This window comes from Bradyrhizobium cajani (assembly GCF_009759665.1).
Lineage (GTDB): Bacteria > Pseudomonadota > Alphaproteobacteria > Rhizobiales > Xanthobacteraceae > Bradyrhizobium > Bradyrhizobium cajani.
Window position 1 is genome coordinate 1 of record NZ_WQNE01000002.1, and the last position, 16,984, is coordinate 16,984.

Consider the following 16,984-nt stretch of genomic DNA (forward strand, 5'->3'; position numbering starts at 1 on the left):
GGCACCGCCGCCTCTACGCGCTCGGCCGAGCTCGGGCACTACTACGCCCATCCCGGCAACCGCTTCTGGCGCGCGATCCATGAGGCCGGCATCACGCCGCGGCGGTATCAGCCGGGCGAATTCGCCATGCTGCTCGAGCTCGGGATCGGCTTCACCGATCTCTCCAAGTCGGGCGCCGGGATGGATCGCCAGATCGCGGCGGAGACGATCGACGTTGCGGGGTTCAGGGCGAAGATCGAAAAGTACCGGCCGCGGACGATTGCGTTCACGAGCAAGAAGGCGGCGAGCTTGTTTTACGGCAGGCCGTCGCGCGGGATTGCGCTGGGGCGGCAGCCGCGCGGTGGAAGTCTGCCGGAGATATTCGTGCTGTCTTCGCCGTCCGGTGCTGCGTCCGGGCATTGGACGCTGGAGCCGTGGCGCGAGCTTGCGGCGTGGATTGGGCGTGAGGTGGGATGAGGACGGTCCACATACTCAGCCGTCGTCCCGGCGGAGGCCGGGACCCATAACCACAGGGAGAGGTTTGGCGCAGACTCGTCGTTCGGTACTTCGACCGGCCGCAACCGATAGATCACGCGGTATGGGTCCCGGCCTTCGCCGGGACGACACCGTGGGTTCGGCTACCTACGCCACCCCTCACCCCGCATACGCCTTGTCCAGATCCGCGATCACGATCTTCCGCATCCCCAGCATGGCCTGCATGACGCGGTTCGCCCTGGTGCGGTCGGGGTCGCCGAGGTAGCGGCCGAGCGCTGACGGGATCACCTGCCAGGACAGGCCGAACTTGTCCTTGAGCCAGCCGCAGCGGGATTCCTCGCCGCCGTCGGCGGTGAGCGCTTGCCAGAAATAGTCGACCTCGCCTTGCGTTTCCACGCTGATCAAGAACGACACCGCCTCGTTGAAGCGGTATTGCGGCCCGCCATTGAGCGCGTTGAAACGCTGCCCTTCCAGCTCGAACACCGCCATGAAATCGCTGACGGTCTCGACCCTGGCGTTGGGAAACACCGATTTGTAGAACGCGACGGCTTCCGGGACGTTGTTGTCGAACCAGAGAAACGGGGTGATGGAGGTCATGAACGGAGATCCTTTTGCCTCGGACCGGACGCGCGGCCGCACGCCGCCGCGTCCCAAGGACGAGGCCGGGAACGGCATTCCGACATGTGGGGAAGGATTTTTTCCACGCGTCGCAGTTGCGTAGCCCGGATGAGCGACAGCGATATCCGGGGCCGGCGGTTGCCCCGCATGTCGCTTTCGCTCATGCGGGCTACGGGCTCCGCGCGGAAAACGAGCTACCCTGTCGGAAACCGCCCCGACCATTCGTCCTTGGGGCGCAAAGCCTGATTACCCCGGAGGCCCCAGATGCTCCCCACCATCACCGCCTTTGAACGCTCGCCCGACCGCGGCAAGGGGCAGGCGCGCGACATGCGCGTGCGCTGGGCGCTCGAGGAGGTCGGCCAGCCCTATGACGTTCGCCTCGTTTCGTTCGGGGCGATGAAGGCGCCCGCGCACCGCACGCTGCATCCGTTCGGACAGATCCCGACCTATGAGGACGGCGATCTCGCGCTGTTCGAGTCCGGCGCGATCGTGCTCCACATCGCCGAGCGTCATCCCGGGCTGCTGCCAACCGAAGCGAACGCGAGGAGCCGCGCGATCGCGTGGATGTTCGCTGCACTCAGCACGCTGGAGCCGCCGATCGTCGAGCTCGGGATGGCCATGCTGTTCGAACGCGACAAGAGCTGGTACGCGGAGCGCCTGCCCATGCTCCAGGAGCGCGTCCGTATCAGGCTCGGCGAATTGTCCCGCCGTCTCGGCGGCGCCGACTGGCTCGACGGCGCGTTCAGCGCCGGCGATCTCATGATGGTGACGGTGCTGCGCAGGCTGAACACATCGGGCCTGCTGGACGAATACCCTGATATCGCCGCCTATGTCGCCCGCGGCGAGGCGCGGCCGGCGTTCAGGCGGGCGTTCGAGGCGCAACTGGCGGTGTTTCAGGCTGCATCGCGTTCGTAGTGCGTAGCCCGGATGAGCGAAAGCGATATCCGGGGAGACTGGTCCCGCATGTCGCTGACGCTGATGCGGGCTACGAGGCCACTATTGCGCCCGCCACAACGCCCCGGCATGCTGCCGCGCCAACACGGAGGAGCCCGCCCATGCTGACGCTCTACTCCTACCCAGAATTGTTCGGCGTCGCCGACAACAACGGTTACGGCCTCAAGGTCTACGCCTTCTTCAAGCTCGCGGGCGTCGCGTTCGTGCATGAGCACGTCTTCGATGCCTCCGCCGCGCCGCGCGGGCAGCTACCCTACATCGTCGACGACGGCGAGACCATCGGCGACAGCGAGACCATCATCGCGCATGTGACCGCAAAACATCGCCTCACCATCGATGCCTTGCTCTCACCGGAGCAGCGGCGCACCAATCACCTCGTCACGCGCATGCTCGACAATCTCTACTGGGTGATGTCGTATTCGCGCTGGAAGGACGAACGCTATTATCCCGCCTTCCGCGACGCCTTCATCGCGCAGCATCCGCAGCTCACCGCCGAAGGGCTGGACAAGGCCAAGGCCTATAACGCGCAGCGCTATCATTACCAGGGCATCGGCCGCTACACGCCCGAGCAGGCCTACGCGCGGGGGCTGGCCGATCTCGAGGTGCTGGCCGACATCGTGCCCGCCGCGGGCTTCGTGCATGGCGCGGCGCCGACCAGCTGTGACGCCGGCATCTACGGCTTCATCGCCAACATCTATTTTTTTCCGATTCCGACGCCGCTGAAAGCGTTCGTCGATGCGCACGCAAATCTCGTCGCGCATTGCGAGCGAGTTCATGCGGCGGTGACGGAAGCGTAGCCCGGATGAGCGAAGCGACATCCGGGGCCACTCTCCCCGCATATCGCTTCGCTCATGCGGGCTACAAGGTGGGGCGGGACCGCCCCCTATCGCATCGTGATCGCGAGACCGCTGAGATCCGCATTCGCCATCAGGCCGACCTGCGTTCCCGTCAGCTCCAGCACGGCGCCCTTCTGGTTGGTGAGCACGATGGCGCGGGCCCCGGCGCCGACGGCCAGGCCGGCACCGGCGGCGCCGTAGACGCCGGCAACGTCCGAGGGGCGATTGATGTTGGAGACGCGGCCGCGCAGCACGGTTTTCGAGCCGCCGAAGACGAGGCCGTAGTCGAGCCCGCCGGTGGAGAGTCCATAGGAGCGGCCACGGAAGTTCAGCACGCCCGAGCCGCCGGAACCGCCGATGATCCAGCCCGCCTTGTAGATCGTCAGCGTCACGAAACCGCTGTCGGCCTGGGCCGCGGTCGAGAGGCCGGCAAGGGCGGCGACGGCGACAAGCGCGGCACGGACGGTGGATGCGAGCTTCATGGGGGTCTCCGGGGGCTATTTTTCAAGGGAGGGATCGAATCAGACGCGACAAATCTATCCGATGGATCGCGGCGGCAAAATGATGGGGGCGGAGAGGCGGGAGGCCATCCTTCGAGACGCCCGCTTCATGCGGGCTCCTCAGGATGAGGACGGAGTGCGTGGCAGCAGTTTCAACGGGCACCGACGCCAATCGAGCCTCATCCTGAGGAGACCGCTGGAAGCGGTCGTCTCGAAGGACGAGGCGTGCGCTCAGGCCGCCGCCGGGAAGCCATCTGCGATGGCCCTGCCGCACGTGAGAGACGCGAAGCAGCGCGCCCGCCGACACCATCGCCATCATGCCATTCTGCCGGTGTTTTGCCCGACGAGTCAAATTCTTTTTCTGTATTTCCGAACGCGCTGACAACGTTGCTCTTTTCTACTGTGCATGGGGTTGTTTTCGCATTTCCTGTTGGAGCGCCCCTCGCCTGCCGCTACGCTGATGGGTCTCAGCCTTACCTTGCGAGGTGATCCCATGCCGATCCAGCATTTTGCGCCCCCGCCGCACGTCAAGGCGCCGCCGCTGTCCTTTGCCACGCGTGTCGGCGATCTCCTGTTCGTCTCCGGCATTCCCGGCTTCGACGCCGACGGCGCCCTGCCCGATGGCTTCGAGCCGCAGTTCAAGAACGTCGTCATCAACATCAGGCGCGTGCTGGACGAAACCGGCGCGACGTTCCGCGACCTCGTCAAGGTCAACGTGCTCCTGACCCGCGCCTCCGACGTCGCCGCCATGAACGCGCTCTATGCCGGCGCCTTCGGCCCGCCGCCCTATCCGGCGCGCACCACCTGCGTGGTGCACGCGCTGCCCGATCCGAAGATGCTGATCGAGATCGAGGCGGTGGCGGCGCTTTCGAAATGAGCCGCGCCGAGCGGGTGTGGCTTGTCGGGCACGCGGCCGGACCAAATGCCCGGCGGCGTCTGACATGTCCGTGAACGGCGGCTCCCCGGCTTGCAAAGGACCTGCTTTTCCCGCACGAATTTTTCGGATCCCACTTCCCCCACAAGGAGATACTTCATGCGTCGCGTTCTCGCGCTCTGTGCCGCTGCCGGCATCGCCACGTCCGTCCTTGCCGCGCCGGCCTCGGCGAAGGTCGGCTATTACGTGATCCGCTGGGACAACACCGGCATCTGCCAGGTCTGGAACGAGGACCTGAAGTACAAGCCGTTCGAGTGGGGCGTGTCGACTTACAAGGTCGTCAGCAAGCCGCTCCCGACCTTCCAGGAAGCCTCCGACCTTCAGATCAAGATGCGCTCGGAGCGCCGCTGCACGCTCTGAGCGCTGCACGACGGATCGGATGTGAGGGGCGGGTGGCGCGAGCCATCCGCCCTCTTCTTTTTTGCAGAGGCGCGCCGTTCTTCCGGCCGGGATCATGCGTTTTCCCGCGCGGGCGCTTTGAACCTGATCGCTGTGCGGAACTACTCACATCTTGTTCGGGGCGCATCCCCAAAAGCGCCCCGCCACCCCTCCCCATCATTGTCGGGAGGCGCATCACATCATTCATTTTGAGGAGCTGATCATGCGTCGTATTTCCGTGCTGTGCGCTGCCGCGGGTCTTGCCGTCACTGCGTTCGTCGCCGCGAGCCCTGCGGAAGCCAGCTATCATCTGATCCGTTGGCAGGACACCGGCTTCTGCCAGATCTGGGACGACAGCATCCCGACCACGCCGTGGCCGGCCGGCTATCATCGTGCCAGCGCCACGGTGCCGACGTTCATCGACGCGCTCGCGATGAAGGATGCCGCGCTCAAGAGCGGGCAGTGCGCCTGGTAAGATTTCGATCGGCGGACGAAGAGCCGGGCAAGGACGCCAGCGTCCTTGCCCGGTTGTTTTTATAGATGATGGTGGGCACGGCGCGTCGTGCCTTTGCCGACCCCTACGACATATCGCTTGTCGCTCTCACGCGTCCTTGTGTGCGCCGGGATGGATCAGGACGTCGCGCGCGGCGGCGAGGTCGATGAAGGCCTGCGCGCTGCCGCCACGGTCGGGATGCATGCCCTTGGCCGCGCGGCGATAGGCCTGGTTGATGTCCTCGCAAGTGAGCTGCACGGCGAGCGGCAGGCCGAGCACCTTGCGCGCCCGATCCTCGCTTGAAAGCTTCTTCGGCATGGCGTTGCGGCGACCGAAGCGCGGCGCGGTGAGCTCGTGAACGACATCGAGAACCACGCCGATGCGGCGCTGCGCCGCCAGCGTGACGCCGTGATCGTCGTTGTTCACGGCCTGGCGCAGCACGGGAAGCGCCTGCTCTGCCGCGTGGCGCAGCGTGACGTCACTGCTCATCCGCACGATCTCGGCAACGAGCCGGTCGGCCTCGGCCCAGTCGGCGGATTGCGCCGACCGCAGGCGTTCGAGACCGAGTTTCCAGGATTCAAGCCGTTCCATCATGCGCGCAACGTTTAGCAATGAAGATCAGTATGCCAAGGCCGCCGTTTCCGACCCCTTAATTTCGAGTTAGCCTTTCATGAAACTTCGAAACGAAAACGGGAGGAAATTGTCATGGCATTGCTTGCAAACCACATCGCCGTCGTCACCGGCGCCGGTTCCGGCATCGGCCGGGCCATCGCGGCCGGCTACGCGCGGGAAGGCGCGCAGGTCGTGCTGCTCGACGTCAATGCCGACACGGTCGCGGAAGCCGCCCAGGAGATCCGCAAGGCCGGCGCCAAGGCCGAGAGCTTTGCGCTCGACGTGACAAGGCGTGAAGACTGCTTTGCGCTGGCGAAGCAGGTCGCCGACAAGGTCGGGCAGGTCTCGATCCTCGTCAACAATGCCGGCATCACCCGCCGCAACGCCTTCACCGCGGAAACGGAGACCGTGGCGAAGGACTGGAACGACATCATCTCGCTCAATCTCAACGGCGTCTTCAACATGACGCAGGCCTTCCTCGCACCCTTACGCGCGAGCAAGGGCCGCATCGTCAATATCGGCTCGATCCAGTCCTTCGTGCATCTGCGCACGCCGAGCTCGGCGGCCTATACCACCTCCAAGCACGGCGTGCTCGGCTTCACAAAGGCGCTCGCGGTCGAGCTCGGCAAGGATGGCGTGCGCGTCAACGCGATCGGGCCGGGCTTCATCGAAACCAACATCAACGCCCATGTGCGCGCGACCAATCCGGCGCTGGTGCAGGCCTTCGTCGACCACACCCCGCTGGCGCGCACCGGCAAGCCCGAGGACATCGTCGGCCCCGCGATCTTCCTTGCATCGGACCTGTCGGCCTACGTCACCGGAACGATCGTGATGGTGGACGGCGGCTATCGAACGGTGTGAGGACACCGCTCGCCCGCGCCAATCGCGGCGGCTTCGCGGCAATCCCAAGGTCAATTGGTGCGAACGCCCGCGGTTAACCCTTCATTAACCAAACCGGACCACCGTGGATCTACGGCTTGGGGGTCGTTTGTTCTCGATCCGCTTCCATAGAGGGGGGCGGGCGTTGGTCGGGAGGTGTGTTGATGACCACTGTTCATGTCGCTGCGTCCGGACCGGACGCACAATTTCTTGCTCCAAACCAGATCGTTCCGCTTCTGATCGGCGCGACCGTCGACGAGGTCGAGCGCGAGCTCGTGCTCCAGACGCTCGCCCGCTGCGACGGCAACCGCACGCGCGCCGCACGTGTGCTCGGCCTTTCGGTCCGCACGCTGCGCAACAAGATCAGGCTCTACGCCGCCTCCGGCGCTGACGTGCCCGCTTATCAGGACTAGCGCGAGCGAATCATTCCGGCTGCGACACCTGGGGCGATTGCGCGCTTGGTGACGGGCGACGCAGTTCGTGCCGCATCAAGCTGCCGACGAGGAACGCCATCGAGAAGACCGCGACCGCGGCCGCGATCAGCTCGATGGCGCAGAGCATGAAGGCCGTCATAACAGCCCATAACGGCTGCGGCTCCTCGGCAAAGGCGATCGGCTCGATGTCTGGCACGAGCAGGTGGGCAAGGCCGAGCGCAGCGGCCAGGACGACTGCCGACAAGCAAAGGATCTTCCACGCTGCGCGCATCGGTCGCTCCTCGCGAGGATTGTGGCCGTGCGCGATCAATGACACGCCGCCTCGCGCCATCGATTGATGTTGATCAAGCCCGGCGCAATGGGCCGGCGGAATTGCTGCTGTCGTCAAACGCCGCTAAGTAGCTTGCTTCCGCTAGAGGGAGCAGTGGCGTGGCAGACGATCAGGGACGACGGCAGGGACCCCAGGGAGCGCGCGGGCGGCAAGGCGAGCCGGGACGGCCGGGACCGCAGGGTCATCCGGGTCGGCGCGGGCCGGACGGCGCACGCGGCAAGCCGGGGCCGCAGGGCAAGCCGGGCCCGCTCGGAAAGGCGGGACCGGCAGGCAAGCCCGGGCCGCAAGGCAAGCAGGGCGAGATCGGTCCGCGCGGAGCGGCCGGCGCGCAGGGGCCTGTCGGACCACAAGGCCCGCGCGGCGAGCCCGGGCCGGCCGGTCAGCTGCCCCCGATCGAACAGGTGCTGCCGTGGCTCGAGCAGCTCTTCGACGCCTGGGACGAGCGCCGCCGCCAGCGCGAGCGTGAAGCCGCCGAGCGCGAGGCGCTGGAGGCCGCTGTGCAGGAGACTGACGAGCCTCTCGACGACGACGAGAGCGGCGGCAGCGACGGCGACGATCGCAAGAAAAAGAAGAAAAAGAAGAAGCACGACCACTAGAGCATGATCCGGAAAAGTGTGAAGCGGTTTTCCGAAAAGATCATGCTCAAACAATAACCTAAAGCGCGATGACGATTCGTCCCAATCTCATCGCGCTTTAGCAGTCGCGGCGCGCCGCACCGCGTCAAGACACGCACAACGATCAGGATGCCCTCGAAGAATCATCCTTGCGCGGCAGCATGCCCATGCGCTCGAACTGCCAGCGCATGGCGCGATACCAGAGATAACCGACCACGGTGCCGAGCAGCGACAGGATGACGAGGTTGGCGCTGCTGTAAGGCGCGCTCCACCACATCATCCACGCGGTCCACAGCAGCGTGAAGGCGATGGCACCTGCTTTCAGGTGAAGAAGGGGGCGGCTCATGATCGTGCTCCGGGCTGTCATAACCCCGGCAGACATCGTCGCAGGCTGACGCGCCCGATACCGTGAGCCAGATCACGGAACGGTCCGCTGGAGCTGCTAAAGCGCGATGAGATTGGGATGAATCGTCATCGCGCTTTAGGTTGTTGCTTGAGCATGATCTTTTCGGAAAACCGCTGCGCACTTTTCCGGATCATGCTTTAGCCAAAGCGCAATCGCGAGCGCTCCTTCGCCTTTTCGGCCTCGACCTCGCGATCCCGCGCCGGCGCGTGGGTGTGCAGCGAGGCCAGCAACCGCCGCGCGGCGTCCGACACCTCCGCCACTGCGCGCTCGAACACCTCCTCATTGGCCTGCGACGGCTTGTTGAAGCCGGACAGCTTGCGCACGAACTGGAGCGCGCTGGCGTGGATCTCGTCCTCCGTCGCCGGCGGCTCGAAGTTGAACAGCGTCTTGATGTTACGGCACATGCACTCTCTCCGGATGTTTCCCTCAAGGACGATCGGCGACGTCCAAATCCTACATCCTCCCGCGCAGTTCTGCTAAGGTCCGCGGCAACGCGGCCACCCGAATACGAGCCGCTTGGGGAGAGGAACATGAGAGCTTTCTGCACGGCGCTGTCGGCCGTCCTGCTGTCCATTTCAACCGCGGCCGTCGCCGCCGACTATCCATCACCCAAGCAAGGCGACTGGATCGCCAAAGACTTCAAGTTCCACACCGGCGAGGTGATGCCGGAACTGCGGCTGCACTACACGACAATCGGCGATCCGATCGGCCAGCCCGTGCTGGTGCTGCACGGCACCGGCGGCTCCGGCGCGAGCATGCTGTCGCCTTCCTTTGCCGGCGAGCTGTTCGGCGCGGGGCAGCCGCTCGATGCCGCCAAATACTACATCATCATTCCAGACAGCATCGGCCACGGCAAATCGTCAAAGCCGTCCGACGGGATGAAGACGAGCTTCCCGAAATACGATTACGACGACATGGTCGAGGCGCAGTATCGCCTGGTGACTGAAGGCCTCGGCGTCAAGCATCTGCGCCTCGTCATCGGCAATTCGATGGGCGGCATGCACACCTGGCTGTGGGGCGAGAAATATCCGAAGGTGATGGACGCGCTGATCCCGATGGCCTCGCAGCCCACTGAGATGGCGTCCCGCAACTGGATGCTGCGACGGATCATGCTCGACACCATCCGCAACGATCCCGACTACAATGGCGGCAACTACACCAGCCAGCCGCGCATGATGAAATACGCGATCACCGCCTACGGTATCGCCAGCATCGGCGGCACGCTGGCCTATCAATCGCAGGCGCCGACTGCGGCGAAGGCCGACAAGATCGTCGACGATCGGCTGGCGACGCCGATCACGGCGGATGCCAATGACTTCGTCTATCAGTGGGAATCCTCGCACGACTACAATGCCGGCGAGAAGCTGGAACAGATCGAGGCCGCGCTGCTGCTGATCAATTCCGCCGACGACGAGCGCAACCCGCCCGAGACCGGCATCACGGACGCGGCGATGAAGCGGGTCAAGAACGGCAAGCTGTATCTCATCCCCGCAAGCACGGAGACGCGCGGCCACGGCACCACCGGCAACGCGAAATTCTACAGCGAGCAGGTCCGGCAATTGCTGCAAACCGCGCCGCAGCGGACGAGGTAAACCGGCGGACCATTCATATCGCAGCGCATCATATGCGGCGCCCCTCGCGCCGCATATTATTTGAGCATGCATTGCGCGGACAGCTCGGGCTTAATCGGGTCGACGAGGCGAATCGAGGCGCGAGACAATCGCGTGCAGATGGCAAACGCGCGATGAGGAGGAATCGCATGCACAGGCTCGCACTGTGCGTTTGGCTGGCCGCGACGACGGCGCTGACGAGCGCTGCGTTCGCGTTCGACAACGGGCAATATGATCACGTCTCGCCCGACATCCGCGCCTGGTTCAAGAGCGTGATCGCGCCGAACGGCGTGCCCTGCTGTGACATCTCCGACGGCCATCGCACCGACTACGACGTGCGCGGCGGAACCTATTGGGTGCCGATCGAGGGACAATGGATGGAGGTGCCCGAGCGCGCCATCATCCGCGACCGCGGCAATCCGGTCGGCCAGGCCGTGGTGTGGTACGTCCACCATCGCGGCGCCATCATCATCAGCTGCTTCGTGCCGGCGGATGCGGTCTAGCGCATCGTGACGGATTTCGTTGGCTGGAGGCACCTGATCGGATAGCTTCAGGCCAATCTGATGCGGAGGCACGCCGTTGACCGATCTTTGCGCCGAAGACCTCGCCACCATCTATGCCAAGCCGAGCCCGCGCGTGATCGCGAAAGCGCGACCGGCGATCGATGCGCATGCGAAGAAGTTCATCGAAATGTCGCCGTTCTGCGTGCTCGCGACGTCGGGCGCTGACGGCAGCGTCGACGCCTCGCCGCGCGGCGGCAGCATCGGCTTCGTCCATGTCGCCGGCCCCAACCAGTTGTTGATGCCCGACCGCTCGGGCAACAACCGGATCGACAGTTTCCGGAACGTCGTCGAAGGCTCGGGCTTCGTGCATCTGTTGTTCTTCGTGCCCGGCATCGACGAGACGCTGCGCGTCGGCGGGCGCGGCACGCTGTCGGCCGATCCGGATCTGCTCGCCGCGATGGTGGAATTCGGCAAGCCGCCGCGCGCGGTGCTGAACGTCGCGGTCAGCGAAGTCTATTTCCACTGCGGCAAGGCGCTGATGCGCTCGAAGCTATGGTCGTCGGAGAAGGTGCAACGCTCGGTGATGCCGAGCATCACCGAAATCATCCACGAGCAGACCAGCCTCGGTGAGCCGGACAGTCAGGCGGTCGTGGAAGAGCGCTACAAGGAGCAATTGTAGGCGGCGTTCGTTCCGCAAACAGACCGTCATGCCCGGGCTTGACCCGGGCATCCACGCCTTCGTCGTGCGGCAACACGTGGATGCCCGGGACAAGCCCGGCCATGACGAATGGAGAGAGCGGAGCCTTAAGCCTAATGCCCCTCGCCCTCGAGCCCGCCGACATGCTTCTGGGTGTAGAGCTCGAGGCCGATACGGCCGATCAGGTCGAGCTGGGTTTCGAGGAAGTCGATGTGATGCTCCTCATCACTCATCAGCTTCTCGAACAGGTCGCGCGTGACGTAGTCCTTGGCGCTGTGGCAGTAGGTCGCCGCTTCCTGATAGAGCGCGCGCGCGCTCATCTCGGCGGCGAGATCGCACTCGATGATCTCCTTGACGTTCTGGCCGATGCGCAGGGGATCGAGCACCTGCATGTTCGGAAAGCCGTCGAAGAACAGGATGCGCTCGGTGAGCTTGTCGGCGTGCTCCATCTCCTCGATCGATTCCTTGCGCCAGACCTTGGCCATGTCCAGGAGGCCCCAATTGTCGAGGAAGCGGTAATGCAGCCAGTACTGGTTGATCGCAGTCAGCTCGTGACGCAGCGCCTTGTTGAGATAGTCGATGACTTTCGGGTCGCCCTGCATGGTTCACTCCAGCTCTTGCAGACCAAATCGGCCCTAAACCGATTTAGAATGCTTCTAAATGAGTTTGCGAACGGGGGCAACCGGCTACGGCGACGCGGCCGGGGAAAAGCTCAGCCGAACGTGCGGAAGATTTCAGCAGGCCGCCAAGGCGAACTGGGCGGGTTGGGCCATCTCGTCATTGGCCGCAACGGTGTGGCTGTGCGGGCAGCCGGCACAGCAGGACTTGGCGCAGGGGCCAAGCGCTTCGTCGATGATGGTCTTGATCGTCCGGGCACAGCGGCCGCATTCGGCGCTGCAGCCGAGGCATCCATAGACCTGCTTGGCATGGCGCACGGCGTCGTCGGACTCGGCGACGGCAGCGCGGATATCGTCATCGCTCAGCACGTTACAGGAACAAACGATCATGGAAGCGGCAGGCCCTTCGGTGATGCGCCATCATCGATATTTAACGGCCCGTCCGGATGCAAAGGGAAAAACCGGTATTTGAAGCTATTCCAAACTGGCCCGGAAACAGCCTAGAACGGCTCTAAAACAAGCCGTTGCGCTGGATCAAGATTGCGGCGAACCTAGTCGCCACCACCGCCTCCTCCGCCACCATCGCCGCCGCCTCCGCAGTCCCCGCCACTGCTGCCGCTATCGCTGCTGGAACAGCTGCTGCCGTCAGTTGAGCTTCCCGAACTGTCGCTCGAAAACCAGCTTCCCAGCGAGAAGCCGTCGCTCGTCCCCGAATAGCTGTCGCCGCCACTACCGCCGTCGCTGCCGGCCGCTGCGCGGGAGCGGCGCCGGCCGCGGTTCTGGAGATGGGTGAACCAGCCATAGCCGATCGCGAAAATGACCCCGGCAGCGATCAAGGTGTTCATCATCGCGTTGCCCATCGTTCGCCTTCCCAGTGAAGCCACGGTCCATATTAATTGGTCGCCCCCGGCAAAGGTGCCGTTCATTGATCATTCAAACGAAGTATGGAACCTTACGCCCCAAAGAGTTCCCGCGTGTTTGTGTGAAAGGTTGAAGCCAATGAAGAAGTCGCTCCTGGCGGTCGCTGCCGTCGCCACCCTGGCCCTGACGGCCGGCACACCGGCCCATGCGCAGCGCGGAGTCGCGGCCGGCGTTGCGGCCGGGATCATCGGCGGCGCCATTGTCGGCGGCGCGCTGGCCTCTCCGTATTATTACGGACCGGGACCCGGCTATGGGTATTACGAACGGGGCTACTATCCGCCCCGCTACTACGCGCCGGGACCGGGCTACGTCGCCGACGACTATTATGGCGATGGCTGTGTCTGGCAGAAGCAGCGCTTCTGGGACGGCTATGCCTGGCGCGTCCGCCGCGTCAGAGTCTGCGGCTAAAGTCGCCCTGAACCGGTTCTCTGCGGATGCGCCGTTCATCTCAGGGCCTGAAAAAGACCGCTTTTTCTCGTCACAGCTCCGTGTGCGTTTACCGTGGATTGACCATTTGCGCGCTTCCTAGCCCAACGGCCAATTTCATCAGAGTGTGCGTGAACCTTTGAAACCCGGATGCTCCTAACAAGGGACGTCCATCTCCCAGGAGAGCCAAGAGCATGAAGAAGACTTTAGTTGCCGCCCTCACGGTTGCGACGGTCGCCGGTTCGCTGGTGACCGCCACTCCGCCCGCGAAAGCTGGCGACAACATTGGCGCCGGTATCGCAGCGGGCCTGATCGGCGGCGCCATCGTCGGCGGCGCCATCGCGTCGAGCCGTCCGGCCTATGGCGGTCCCGTTTACGTCGCCGAGCCGGGCCCGCCGCCCCCGCCCTGCTACTGGCAGCGCCAGCGCTATTGGGACGGTTACGGCTGGGTCGTCCGCCCGGTTCGCGTCTGCTACTGATCTGATCGCAGGGCGCGTCCGCGCCGCGATCGAAGCCCGGCCGAGACCATCGGCCGGGCTTTTTTCTTTTGATCTCGTGCAAGAGCGCGATGCGGATGCCTTGGACTACCTTTTGAGCATGATCTTGTCGGAAAACCGCTTCGCACTTTTCCGGATCATGCTCATCGCGCCGCCTGGATCGAGCGCAGCACCTCCTCGCTCGGCCAGCAATCGACCTTTAGCCCGGCCGACTTCTGATAGGCGCCGAGCGCAGCGCGCGTCTGCATGCCGGCCTTGCCGTCGATCTTGTCCTTGTAGAGCCCGACGCGCGTCAGCCCGCGCTGCATCGTCTCGACGTCACTGGTGCGCAACTGCTTGGACGCCGACCAGGGCGTGGCGAACGGCTGCGGGCTGGTCATGCGGTCGCTGAGATGGCCGACGAACAGCACGTAGAGGTCGGAGAAATTGTATTCCTTGATGACGAAGTAGTTCTTCGTGGTCAGGAACGCCGGGCCATAAATGCCCTCCGGCTGGAGCAGCGATGCCGGCTGCGCCTGCTCGGCGGCACTGAGCCTTTGTCCACGTACCGGCACAAAGCCCTCGCGCAGCCACTGGCCGATCGGCTTCGTCACCTCGGGCACGCCGGTGGTGCAATCCACCTTGGCCGGCGCCTGCACCTCATAGGCCCAACGCAGGCCGCTCTGCCAGCCCTTGTTGACGAGCTGCTGCGCCGCCGAGGCCAGCGCATCCGGCACCGAATGCCAGATGTCGATGCGGCCGTCGCCGTCGAAATCGACGCCATGCTTGTAATATTCGGACGGCAGGAACTGCGTGAGGCCGGTCGCACCGGCCCAGGACGAGCGCATGTCCTTGCGCGTCACCACGCCCTCGCCGAGGAGCTTCAGCGAGAGGATGAACTCGCCCCGATAGGTGTCCTTGCGACGGCCGACATAGGCCTGCGTCGCCAGCACGCGGACGAGATCGTAAGGCAGCGTGTAGCGGCCATAATCGGTCTCGCGGCCCCAGATCGCGAGCATGACGGTCGCCGGTACACCGGAGCTCTTCTCGATCTCGCTCAGCGCCGGCCGATACTTTTGCAGCAGCCGCTGCCCTTCGCCCGCAAGCCGCGCGATCGAGGCCTCCCTGACGTAGTCCGCCGGCACCTGCACGAACTCGGCCTGCGACGGCGCGCCGGTCGCGGGCCGTCCCGGCAGAATCAGGTCGGGCAGCTTGTAGTCGGGCTCGAGCCCGCGCGTCTGCTCGTCGAACGTCTTGCGCGACACACCGGCAGCCTGCGCCTCCGGCCAGAGCGAAGCGATGAACTGCGTGAAGGCGGCATCGGCGGCGCGGGCGGGCGACCAGCCGCAGGTGACCGCGATCACCGCAGCGATGAGTGCCCGCCGCATCATGCCGAAATCACCGCGTCAGCTTCTTGTACTTCACGCGGTGCGGGATGATGCTGTCCTGGCCGAGCCGGCGCATCTTGTCCTTCTCGTAGTCCTGGAAGTTGCCCTCGAACCATTCGACGTGGCTGTCGCCCTCGAAGGCGAGGATGTGGGTCGCGATGCGGTCGAGGAACCAGCGATCATGGCTGATGATGACGGCGCAGCCGGCGAAATCCTCCAGCGCCTCTTCGAGCGCACGCAGCGTATCGACGTCGAGATCGTTGGTCGGCTCGTCGAGCAGCAGCACGTTGGCGCCGGACTTCAGCATCTTGGCGAGATGCACGCGGTTGCGTTCACCGCCTGAGAGCGCACCGACCTTCTTCTGCTGGTCGGCGCCCTTGAAGTTGAACGACGAGCAATAGCCGCGCGAGTTCACTTCCTTCTTGCCGAGCAGGATCAGCTCGTTGCCGCCGGAGATCTCCTCCCACACGGTCTTCTTGCCGTCGAGCGCATCACGCGACTGGTCGACATAGCCGAGATGCACGGTTTCGCCGACCGTGATCGTGCCCTTGTCCGGCGTTTCCTGCTTGGTGATCATCTTGAACAGCGTGGTCTTGCCGGCGCCGTTGGCACCGATCACACCGACGATGCCGCCGGGCGGCAGCTTGAAGGTGAGATCGTCGATCAGAAGGCGATCGCCATAGCCTTTGCTGAGGGTTTCGAAATCGACCACGTTGGCGCCGAGGCGCTCGGCGACGGGAATGATGATCTGTGCAGTCTGGGTCTGCTTCTCGCTGGCCTGCTTGAGCAGTTCCTCATAGCGCTGGTAGCGCGCCTTGGACTTGGCCTGGCGCGCCTTCGGCGAGGACGCCACCCATTCCTGCTCGCGGGCCAGCGTCTTCTGGTGCGCGGCGTCCTCACGCCCCTCCTGCTCCAGGCGCTTCTGCTTCTGCACCAGCCAGGACGAGTAGTTGCCCTCGTAGGGAATACCGCGGCCGCGATCGAGCTCGAGGATCCAGCCCGTGACGTTGTCGAGGAAGTAGCGGTCGTGGGTGACGATCAGGATCGCGCCGGGATAGTTGCGCAGGTGTCCTTCCAGCCACGACACCGACTCGGCGTCGAGATGGTTGGTCGGCTCGTCCAGCAGCAAGAGCTCGGGCTGGTCGAGCAGCAAGCGGCACAGCGCGACGCGGCGCCGCTCGCCGCCCGAGAGCTTCGTCACATCGGCATCGTCGGGCGGGCAGCGCAGCGCGTCCATGGCCTGATCGACCTTGCTGTCGAGATCCCAGAGGCCCTGGGCCTCGATCTCGTCCTGGAGCTTGGTCATCTCGTCGGCGGTCTCGTCGGAATAGTTGACCGCAAGCTCGTTGTAGCGGTCGAGGATCGCCTTCTGCTTGGCGACGCCCTGCATCACGTTCTCACGCACGGACAGCGCGGGGTCGAGATGGGGCTCCTGCTCGAGATAGCCGACGCGGGCACCCTCGGCGACCCAGGCCTCGCCGGTGTATTCCTTGTCGAGGCCGGCCATGATCTTGAGCAGGGTCGACTTGCCCGAGCCGTTGACGCCGAGCACGCCGATCTTGGCGTCCGGGTAGAAGCTCAAATGGATGTTATCGAGCACCTTCCGGGTCGGGTAGCTCTTGGTCAGGCCCTGCATGAAATAGATGAACTGGCGCGCCATCGGTCCCGAATACCTTCGATTTGAGGAGATTTGCTTGCCGCCGATGTAGCGATCCCGCCCCCAAAGGGCAACGTTTTCCGTCCGTTCACCACGGATGAATACGGGACGGTCACCATCCTGACGCCAATCCGGACAATTGAAACCATTTTTTAATAAAGCAGGCCAAAGCTCGCCTCGGCGCTGAAAAAAGTGTCACCCGCGCAGAACGAGCGGGGAGAACAGC

At 64.5% G+C, this 16,984-nt stretch carries 26 protein-coding genes; 15 read left to right on the top strand and 11 right to left on the bottom strand.

Annotated elements, in window-relative coordinates:
- On the top strand, window positions 1–456 hold a 456-nt coding region (locus GPL20_RS02685), incomplete at its 5' end, for a mismatch-specific DNA-glycosylase (RefSeq protein ID WP_157327489.1).
- 177 nt (window positions 457–633) lie between these two features.
- Here GPL20_RS02685 and GPL20_RS02690 read toward each other — a convergent pair.
- The gene (locus tag GPL20_RS02690) at window positions 634–1,071 is read right to left on the bottom strand and encodes a VOC family protein (protein ID WP_157327491.1); all 438 of its coding nucleotides are present in this window, start codon (window positions 1,069–1,071) and stop codon (window positions 634–636) included.
- Window positions 1,072–1,356: 285 nt separating this feature from the next.
- On the opposite strand from GPL20_RS02690, the gene GPL20_RS02695 reads away from it, so the two are divergent.
- The gene (locus tag GPL20_RS02695) at window positions 1,357–2,007 is read left to right on the top strand and encodes a glutathione S-transferase family protein (protein ID WP_157327493.1); all 651 of its coding nucleotides are present in this window, start codon (window positions 1,357–1,359) and stop codon (window positions 2,005–2,007) included.
- A gap of 140 nt (window positions 2,008–2,147) precedes the next feature.
- Window positions 2,148–2,843, top strand: coding sequence for a glutathione S-transferase family protein (locus GPL20_RS02700; RefSeq protein ID WP_157327494.1), 696 nt, complete (start codon window positions 2,148–2,150; stop codon window positions 2,841–2,843).
- An 86-nt stretch (window positions 2,844–2,929) separates the two neighbouring features.
- On the opposite strand, the gene GPL20_RS02705 is transcribed toward GPL20_RS02700, so the two are convergent.
- Window positions 2,930–3,364, bottom strand: a complete 435-nt coding sequence (locus GPL20_RS02705; protein ID WP_157327496.1) for a hypothetical protein — start codon at window positions 3,362–3,364, stop codon at window positions 2,930–2,932.
- On the opposite strand from GPL20_RS02705, the gene GPL20_RS02710 reads away from it, so the two are divergent.
- From GPL20_RS02710 to GPL20_RS02725, 4 genes are all read left to right on the top strand, one after another.
- Complete coding sequence (locus GPL20_RS02710; protein WP_157327498.1) at window positions 3,363–3,764, top strand: hypothetical protein; 402 nt, start codon at window positions 3,363–3,365, stop codon at window positions 3,762–3,764. The genes GPL20_RS02705 and GPL20_RS02710 overlap by 2 nt on opposite strands.
- 111 nt (window positions 3,765–3,875) lie before the next feature.
- The gene (locus tag GPL20_RS02715; RefSeq protein WP_157327500.1) at window positions 3,876–4,259 is read left to right on the top strand and encodes a RidA family protein; all 384 of its coding nucleotides are present in this window, start codon (window positions 3,876–3,878) and stop codon (window positions 4,257–4,259) included.
- Between the two features lie 156 nt (window positions 4,260–4,415).
- Entirely contained in the window at window positions 4,416–4,676 is a 261-nt protein-coding gene (locus tag GPL20_RS02720) for a hypothetical protein (RefSeq protein WP_157327502.1), read from the top strand.
- Window positions 4,677–4,917: 241 nt separating this feature from the next.
- Entirely contained in the window at window positions 4,918–5,169 is a 252-nt protein-coding gene (locus GPL20_RS02725; protein ID WP_157327505.1) for a hypothetical protein, read from the top strand.
- Window positions 5,170–5,295: 126 nt separating this feature from the next.
- Here the strand turns inward: GPL20_RS02725 and GPL20_RS02730 are convergent, their stop codons facing one another.
- Window positions 5,296–5,781, bottom strand: a complete 486-nt coding sequence (locus GPL20_RS02730; protein WP_157327507.1) for a J domain-containing protein — start codon at window positions 5,779–5,781, stop codon at window positions 5,296–5,298.
- Window positions 5,782–5,892: 111 nt separating this feature from the next.
- On the opposite strand from GPL20_RS02730, the gene GPL20_RS02735 reads away from it, so the two are divergent.
- Window positions 5,893–6,660, top strand: a complete 768-nt coding sequence (locus GPL20_RS02735) for an SDR family NAD(P)-dependent oxidoreductase (RefSeq protein WP_157327510.1) — start codon at window positions 5,893–5,895, stop codon at window positions 6,658–6,660.
- Between the two features lie 182 nt (window positions 6,661–6,842).
- Window positions 6,843–7,091, top strand: coding sequence for a helix-turn-helix domain-containing protein (locus GPL20_RS02740; protein WP_157327512.1), 249 nt, complete (start codon window positions 6,843–6,845; stop codon window positions 7,089–7,091).
- A gap of 10 nt (window positions 7,092–7,101) precedes the next feature.
- On the opposite strand, the gene GPL20_RS02745 is transcribed toward GPL20_RS02740, so the two are convergent.
- Window positions 7,102–7,428: a hypothetical protein gene (locus tag GPL20_RS02745; RefSeq protein WP_254126167.1), complete on the bottom strand. Its 327-nt coding sequence runs from the start codon at window positions 7,426–7,428 to the stop codon at window positions 7,102–7,104.
- 113 nt (window positions 7,429–7,541) lie between these two features.
- Here GPL20_RS02745 and GPL20_RS02750 point away from each other — a divergent pair, with 113 nt between their 5' ends.
- Window positions 7,542–8,039 (top strand): collagen-like domain-containing protein, encoded by a 498-nt coding sequence (locus tag GPL20_RS02750; protein ID WP_254126165.1) that lies wholly within the window; start codon window positions 7,542–7,544, stop codon window positions 8,037–8,039.
- Between the two features lie 142 nt (window positions 8,040–8,181).
- Here GPL20_RS02750 and GPL20_RS02755 read toward each other — a convergent pair whose 3' ends face one another.
- Both GPL20_RS02755 and GPL20_RS02760 read right to left on the bottom strand, forming a co-directional pair.
- Window positions 8,182–8,403, bottom strand: a complete 222-nt coding sequence (locus tag GPL20_RS02755) for a hypothetical protein (RefSeq protein ID WP_157327516.1) — start codon at window positions 8,401–8,403, stop codon at window positions 8,182–8,184.
- A 197-nt stretch (window positions 8,404–8,600) separates the two neighbouring features.
- Window positions 8,601–8,867, bottom strand: coding sequence for a DUF2277 domain-containing protein (locus tag GPL20_RS02760; protein ID WP_157327518.1), 267 nt, complete (start codon window positions 8,865–8,867; stop codon window positions 8,601–8,603).
- A gap of 126 nt (window positions 8,868–8,993) precedes the next feature.
- Between GPL20_RS02760 and GPL20_RS02765 the strand changes: the two genes are divergently transcribed.
- The 3 genes from GPL20_RS02765 (at window position 8,994) to GPL20_RS02775 (ending at window position 11,255) form a co-directional block, all read left to right on the top strand.
- Entirely contained in the window at window positions 8,994–10,055 is a 1,062-nt protein-coding gene (locus GPL20_RS02765) for an alpha/beta fold hydrolase (protein ID WP_157327521.1), read from the top strand.
- Window positions 10,056–10,222: 167 nt separating this feature from the next.
- Window positions 10,223–10,576 carry a hypothetical protein gene (locus GPL20_RS02770; protein WP_157327523.1) on the top strand — a complete coding sequence of 118 codons (354 nt, stop codon included), beginning with the start codon at window positions 10,223–10,225 and terminating at the stop codon, window positions 10,574–10,576.
- A 76-nt stretch (window positions 10,577–10,652) separates the two neighbouring features.
- The gene (locus GPL20_RS02775) at window positions 10,653–11,255 is read left to right on the top strand and encodes a pyridoxamine 5'-phosphate oxidase family protein (protein WP_157327525.1); all 603 of its coding nucleotides are present in this window, start codon (window positions 10,653–10,655) and stop codon (window positions 11,253–11,255) included.
- 131 nt (window positions 11,256–11,386) lie between these two features.
- On the opposite strand, the gene bfr is transcribed toward GPL20_RS02775, so the two are convergent.
- The 3 genes from bfr to GPL20_RS02790 form a co-directional block, all read right to left on the bottom strand.
- The gene (bfr, locus tag GPL20_RS02780; RefSeq protein WP_157327527.1) at window positions 11,387–11,875 is read right to left on the bottom strand and encodes a bacterioferritin; all 489 of its coding nucleotides are present in this window, start codon (window positions 11,873–11,875) and stop codon (window positions 11,387–11,389) included.
- A gap of 132 nt (window positions 11,876–12,007) precedes the next feature.
- Window positions 12,008–12,280, bottom strand: a complete 273-nt coding sequence (locus GPL20_RS02785) for a (2Fe-2S)-binding protein (RefSeq protein ID WP_157327529.1) — start codon at window positions 12,278–12,280, stop codon at window positions 12,008–12,010.
- Window positions 12,281–12,441: 161 nt separating this feature from the next.
- Window positions 12,442–12,750 (bottom strand): hypothetical protein, encoded by a 309-nt coding sequence (locus GPL20_RS02790; RefSeq protein ID WP_157328173.1) that lies wholly within the window; start codon window positions 12,748–12,750, stop codon window positions 12,442–12,444.
- A 139-nt stretch (window positions 12,751–12,889) separates the two neighbouring features.
- Between GPL20_RS02790 and GPL20_RS02795 the strand changes: the two genes are divergently transcribed.
- Both GPL20_RS02795 and GPL20_RS02800 read left to right on the top strand, forming a co-directional pair.
- A complete protein-coding gene (locus GPL20_RS02795; protein ID WP_157327531.1) occupies window positions 12,890–13,219 on the top strand; it encodes a hypothetical protein in 330 nt (109 codons plus the stop codon).
- 212 nt (window positions 13,220–13,431) lie between these two features.
- Entirely contained in the window at window positions 13,432–13,716 is a 285-nt protein-coding gene (locus tag GPL20_RS02800) for a hypothetical protein (RefSeq protein WP_028179902.1), read from the top strand.
- A gap of 161 nt (window positions 13,717–13,877) precedes the next feature.
- Here GPL20_RS02800 and GPL20_RS02805 read toward each other — a convergent pair whose 3' ends face one another.
- Both GPL20_RS02805 and ettA read right to left on the bottom strand, forming a co-directional pair.
- On the bottom strand, window positions 13,878–15,104 hold the full coding sequence (locus GPL20_RS02805; protein WP_157327533.1) for a lytic murein transglycosylase: 1,227 nt from the start codon (window positions 15,102–15,104) through the stop codon (window positions 13,878–13,880).
- A 7-nt stretch (window positions 15,105–15,111) separates the two neighbouring features.
- The gene (ettA, locus tag GPL20_RS02810) at window positions 15,112–16,761 is read right to left on the bottom strand and encodes an energy-dependent translational throttle protein EttA (protein WP_157327535.1); all 1,650 of its coding nucleotides are present in this window, start codon (window positions 16,759–16,761) and stop codon (window positions 15,112–15,114) included.
- Window positions 16,762–16,984: the final 223 nt, after the last annotated feature.

Coding starts and splice junctions, on each gene's coding strand:
- GPL20_RS02765 (WP_157327521.1), top strand. CDS start 8,994: ATGAGAGCTTTCTGCACGGCGCTGTCGGCCGTCCTGCTGTCCATTTCA.
- GPL20_RS02740 (WP_157327512.1), top strand. CDS start 6,843: ATGACCACTGTTCATGTCGCTGCGTCCGGACCGGACGCACAATTTCTT.
- GPL20_RS02710 (WP_157327498.1), top strand. CDS start 3,363: ATGGGGGTCTCCGGGGGCTATTTTTCAAGGGAGGGATCGAATCAGACG.
- GPL20_RS02805 (WP_157327533.1), bottom strand. CDS start 15,104: ATGATGCGGCGGGCACTCATCGCTGCGGTGATCGCGGTCACCTGCGGC.
- ettA (WP_157327535.1), bottom strand. CDS start 16,761: ATGGCGCGCCAGTTCATCTATTTCATGCAGGGCCTGACCAAGAGCTAC.
- GPL20_RS02785 (WP_157327529.1), bottom strand. CDS start 12,280: ATGATCGTTTGTTCCTGTAACGTGCTGAGCGATGACGATATCCGCGCT.
- GPL20_RS02700 (WP_157327494.1), top strand. CDS start 2,148: ATGCTGACGCTCTACTCCTACCCAGAATTGTTCGGCGTCGCCGACAAC.
- GPL20_RS02760 (WP_157327518.1), bottom strand. CDS start 8,867: ATGTGCCGTAACATCAAGACGCTGTTCAACTTCGAGCCGCCGGCGACG.
- GPL20_RS02790 (WP_157328173.1), bottom strand. CDS start 12,750: ATGGGCAACGCGATGATGAACACCTTGATCGCTGCCGGGGTCATTTTC.
- bfr (WP_157327527.1), bottom strand. CDS start 11,875: ATGCAGGGCGACCCGAAAGTCATCGACTATCTCAACAAGGCGCTGCGT.
- GPL20_RS02730 (WP_157327507.1), bottom strand. CDS start 5,781: ATGATGGAACGGCTTGAATCCTGGAAACTCGGTCTCGAACGCCTGCGG.
- GPL20_RS02715 (WP_157327500.1), top strand. CDS start 3,876: ATGCCGATCCAGCATTTTGCGCCCCCGCCGCACGTCAAGGCGCCGCCG.
- GPL20_RS02725 (WP_157327505.1), top strand. CDS start 4,918: ATGCGTCGTATTTCCGTGCTGTGCGCTGCCGCGGGTCTTGCCGTCACT.
- GPL20_RS02770 (WP_157327523.1), top strand. CDS start 10,223: ATGCACAGGCTCGCACTGTGCGTTTGGCTGGCCGCGACGACGGCGCTG.
- GPL20_RS02720 (WP_157327502.1), top strand. CDS start 4,416: ATGCGTCGCGTTCTCGCGCTCTGTGCCGCTGCCGGCATCGCCACGTCC.
- GPL20_RS02690 (WP_157327491.1), bottom strand. CDS start 1,071: ATGACCTCCATCACCCCGTTTCTCTGGTTCGACAACAACGTCCCGGAA.
- GPL20_RS02800 (WP_028179902.1), top strand. CDS start 13,432: ATGAAGAAGACTTTAGTTGCCGCCCTCACGGTTGCGACGGTCGCCGGT.
- GPL20_RS02705 (WP_157327496.1), bottom strand. CDS start 3,364: ATGAAGCTCGCATCCACCGTCCGTGCCGCGCTTGTCGCCGTCGCCGCC.
- GPL20_RS02695 (WP_157327493.1), top strand. CDS start 1,357: ATGCTCCCCACCATCACCGCCTTTGAACGCTCGCCCGACCGCGGCAAG.
- GPL20_RS02795 (WP_157327531.1), top strand. CDS start 12,890: ATGAAGAAGTCGCTCCTGGCGGTCGCTGCCGTCGCCACCCTGGCCCTG.
- GPL20_RS02755 (WP_157327516.1), bottom strand. CDS start 8,403: ATGAGCCGCCCCCTTCTTCACCTGAAAGCAGGTGCCATCGCCTTCACG.
- GPL20_RS02735 (WP_157327510.1), top strand. CDS start 5,893: ATGGCATTGCTTGCAAACCACATCGCCGTCGTCACCGGCGCCGGTTCC.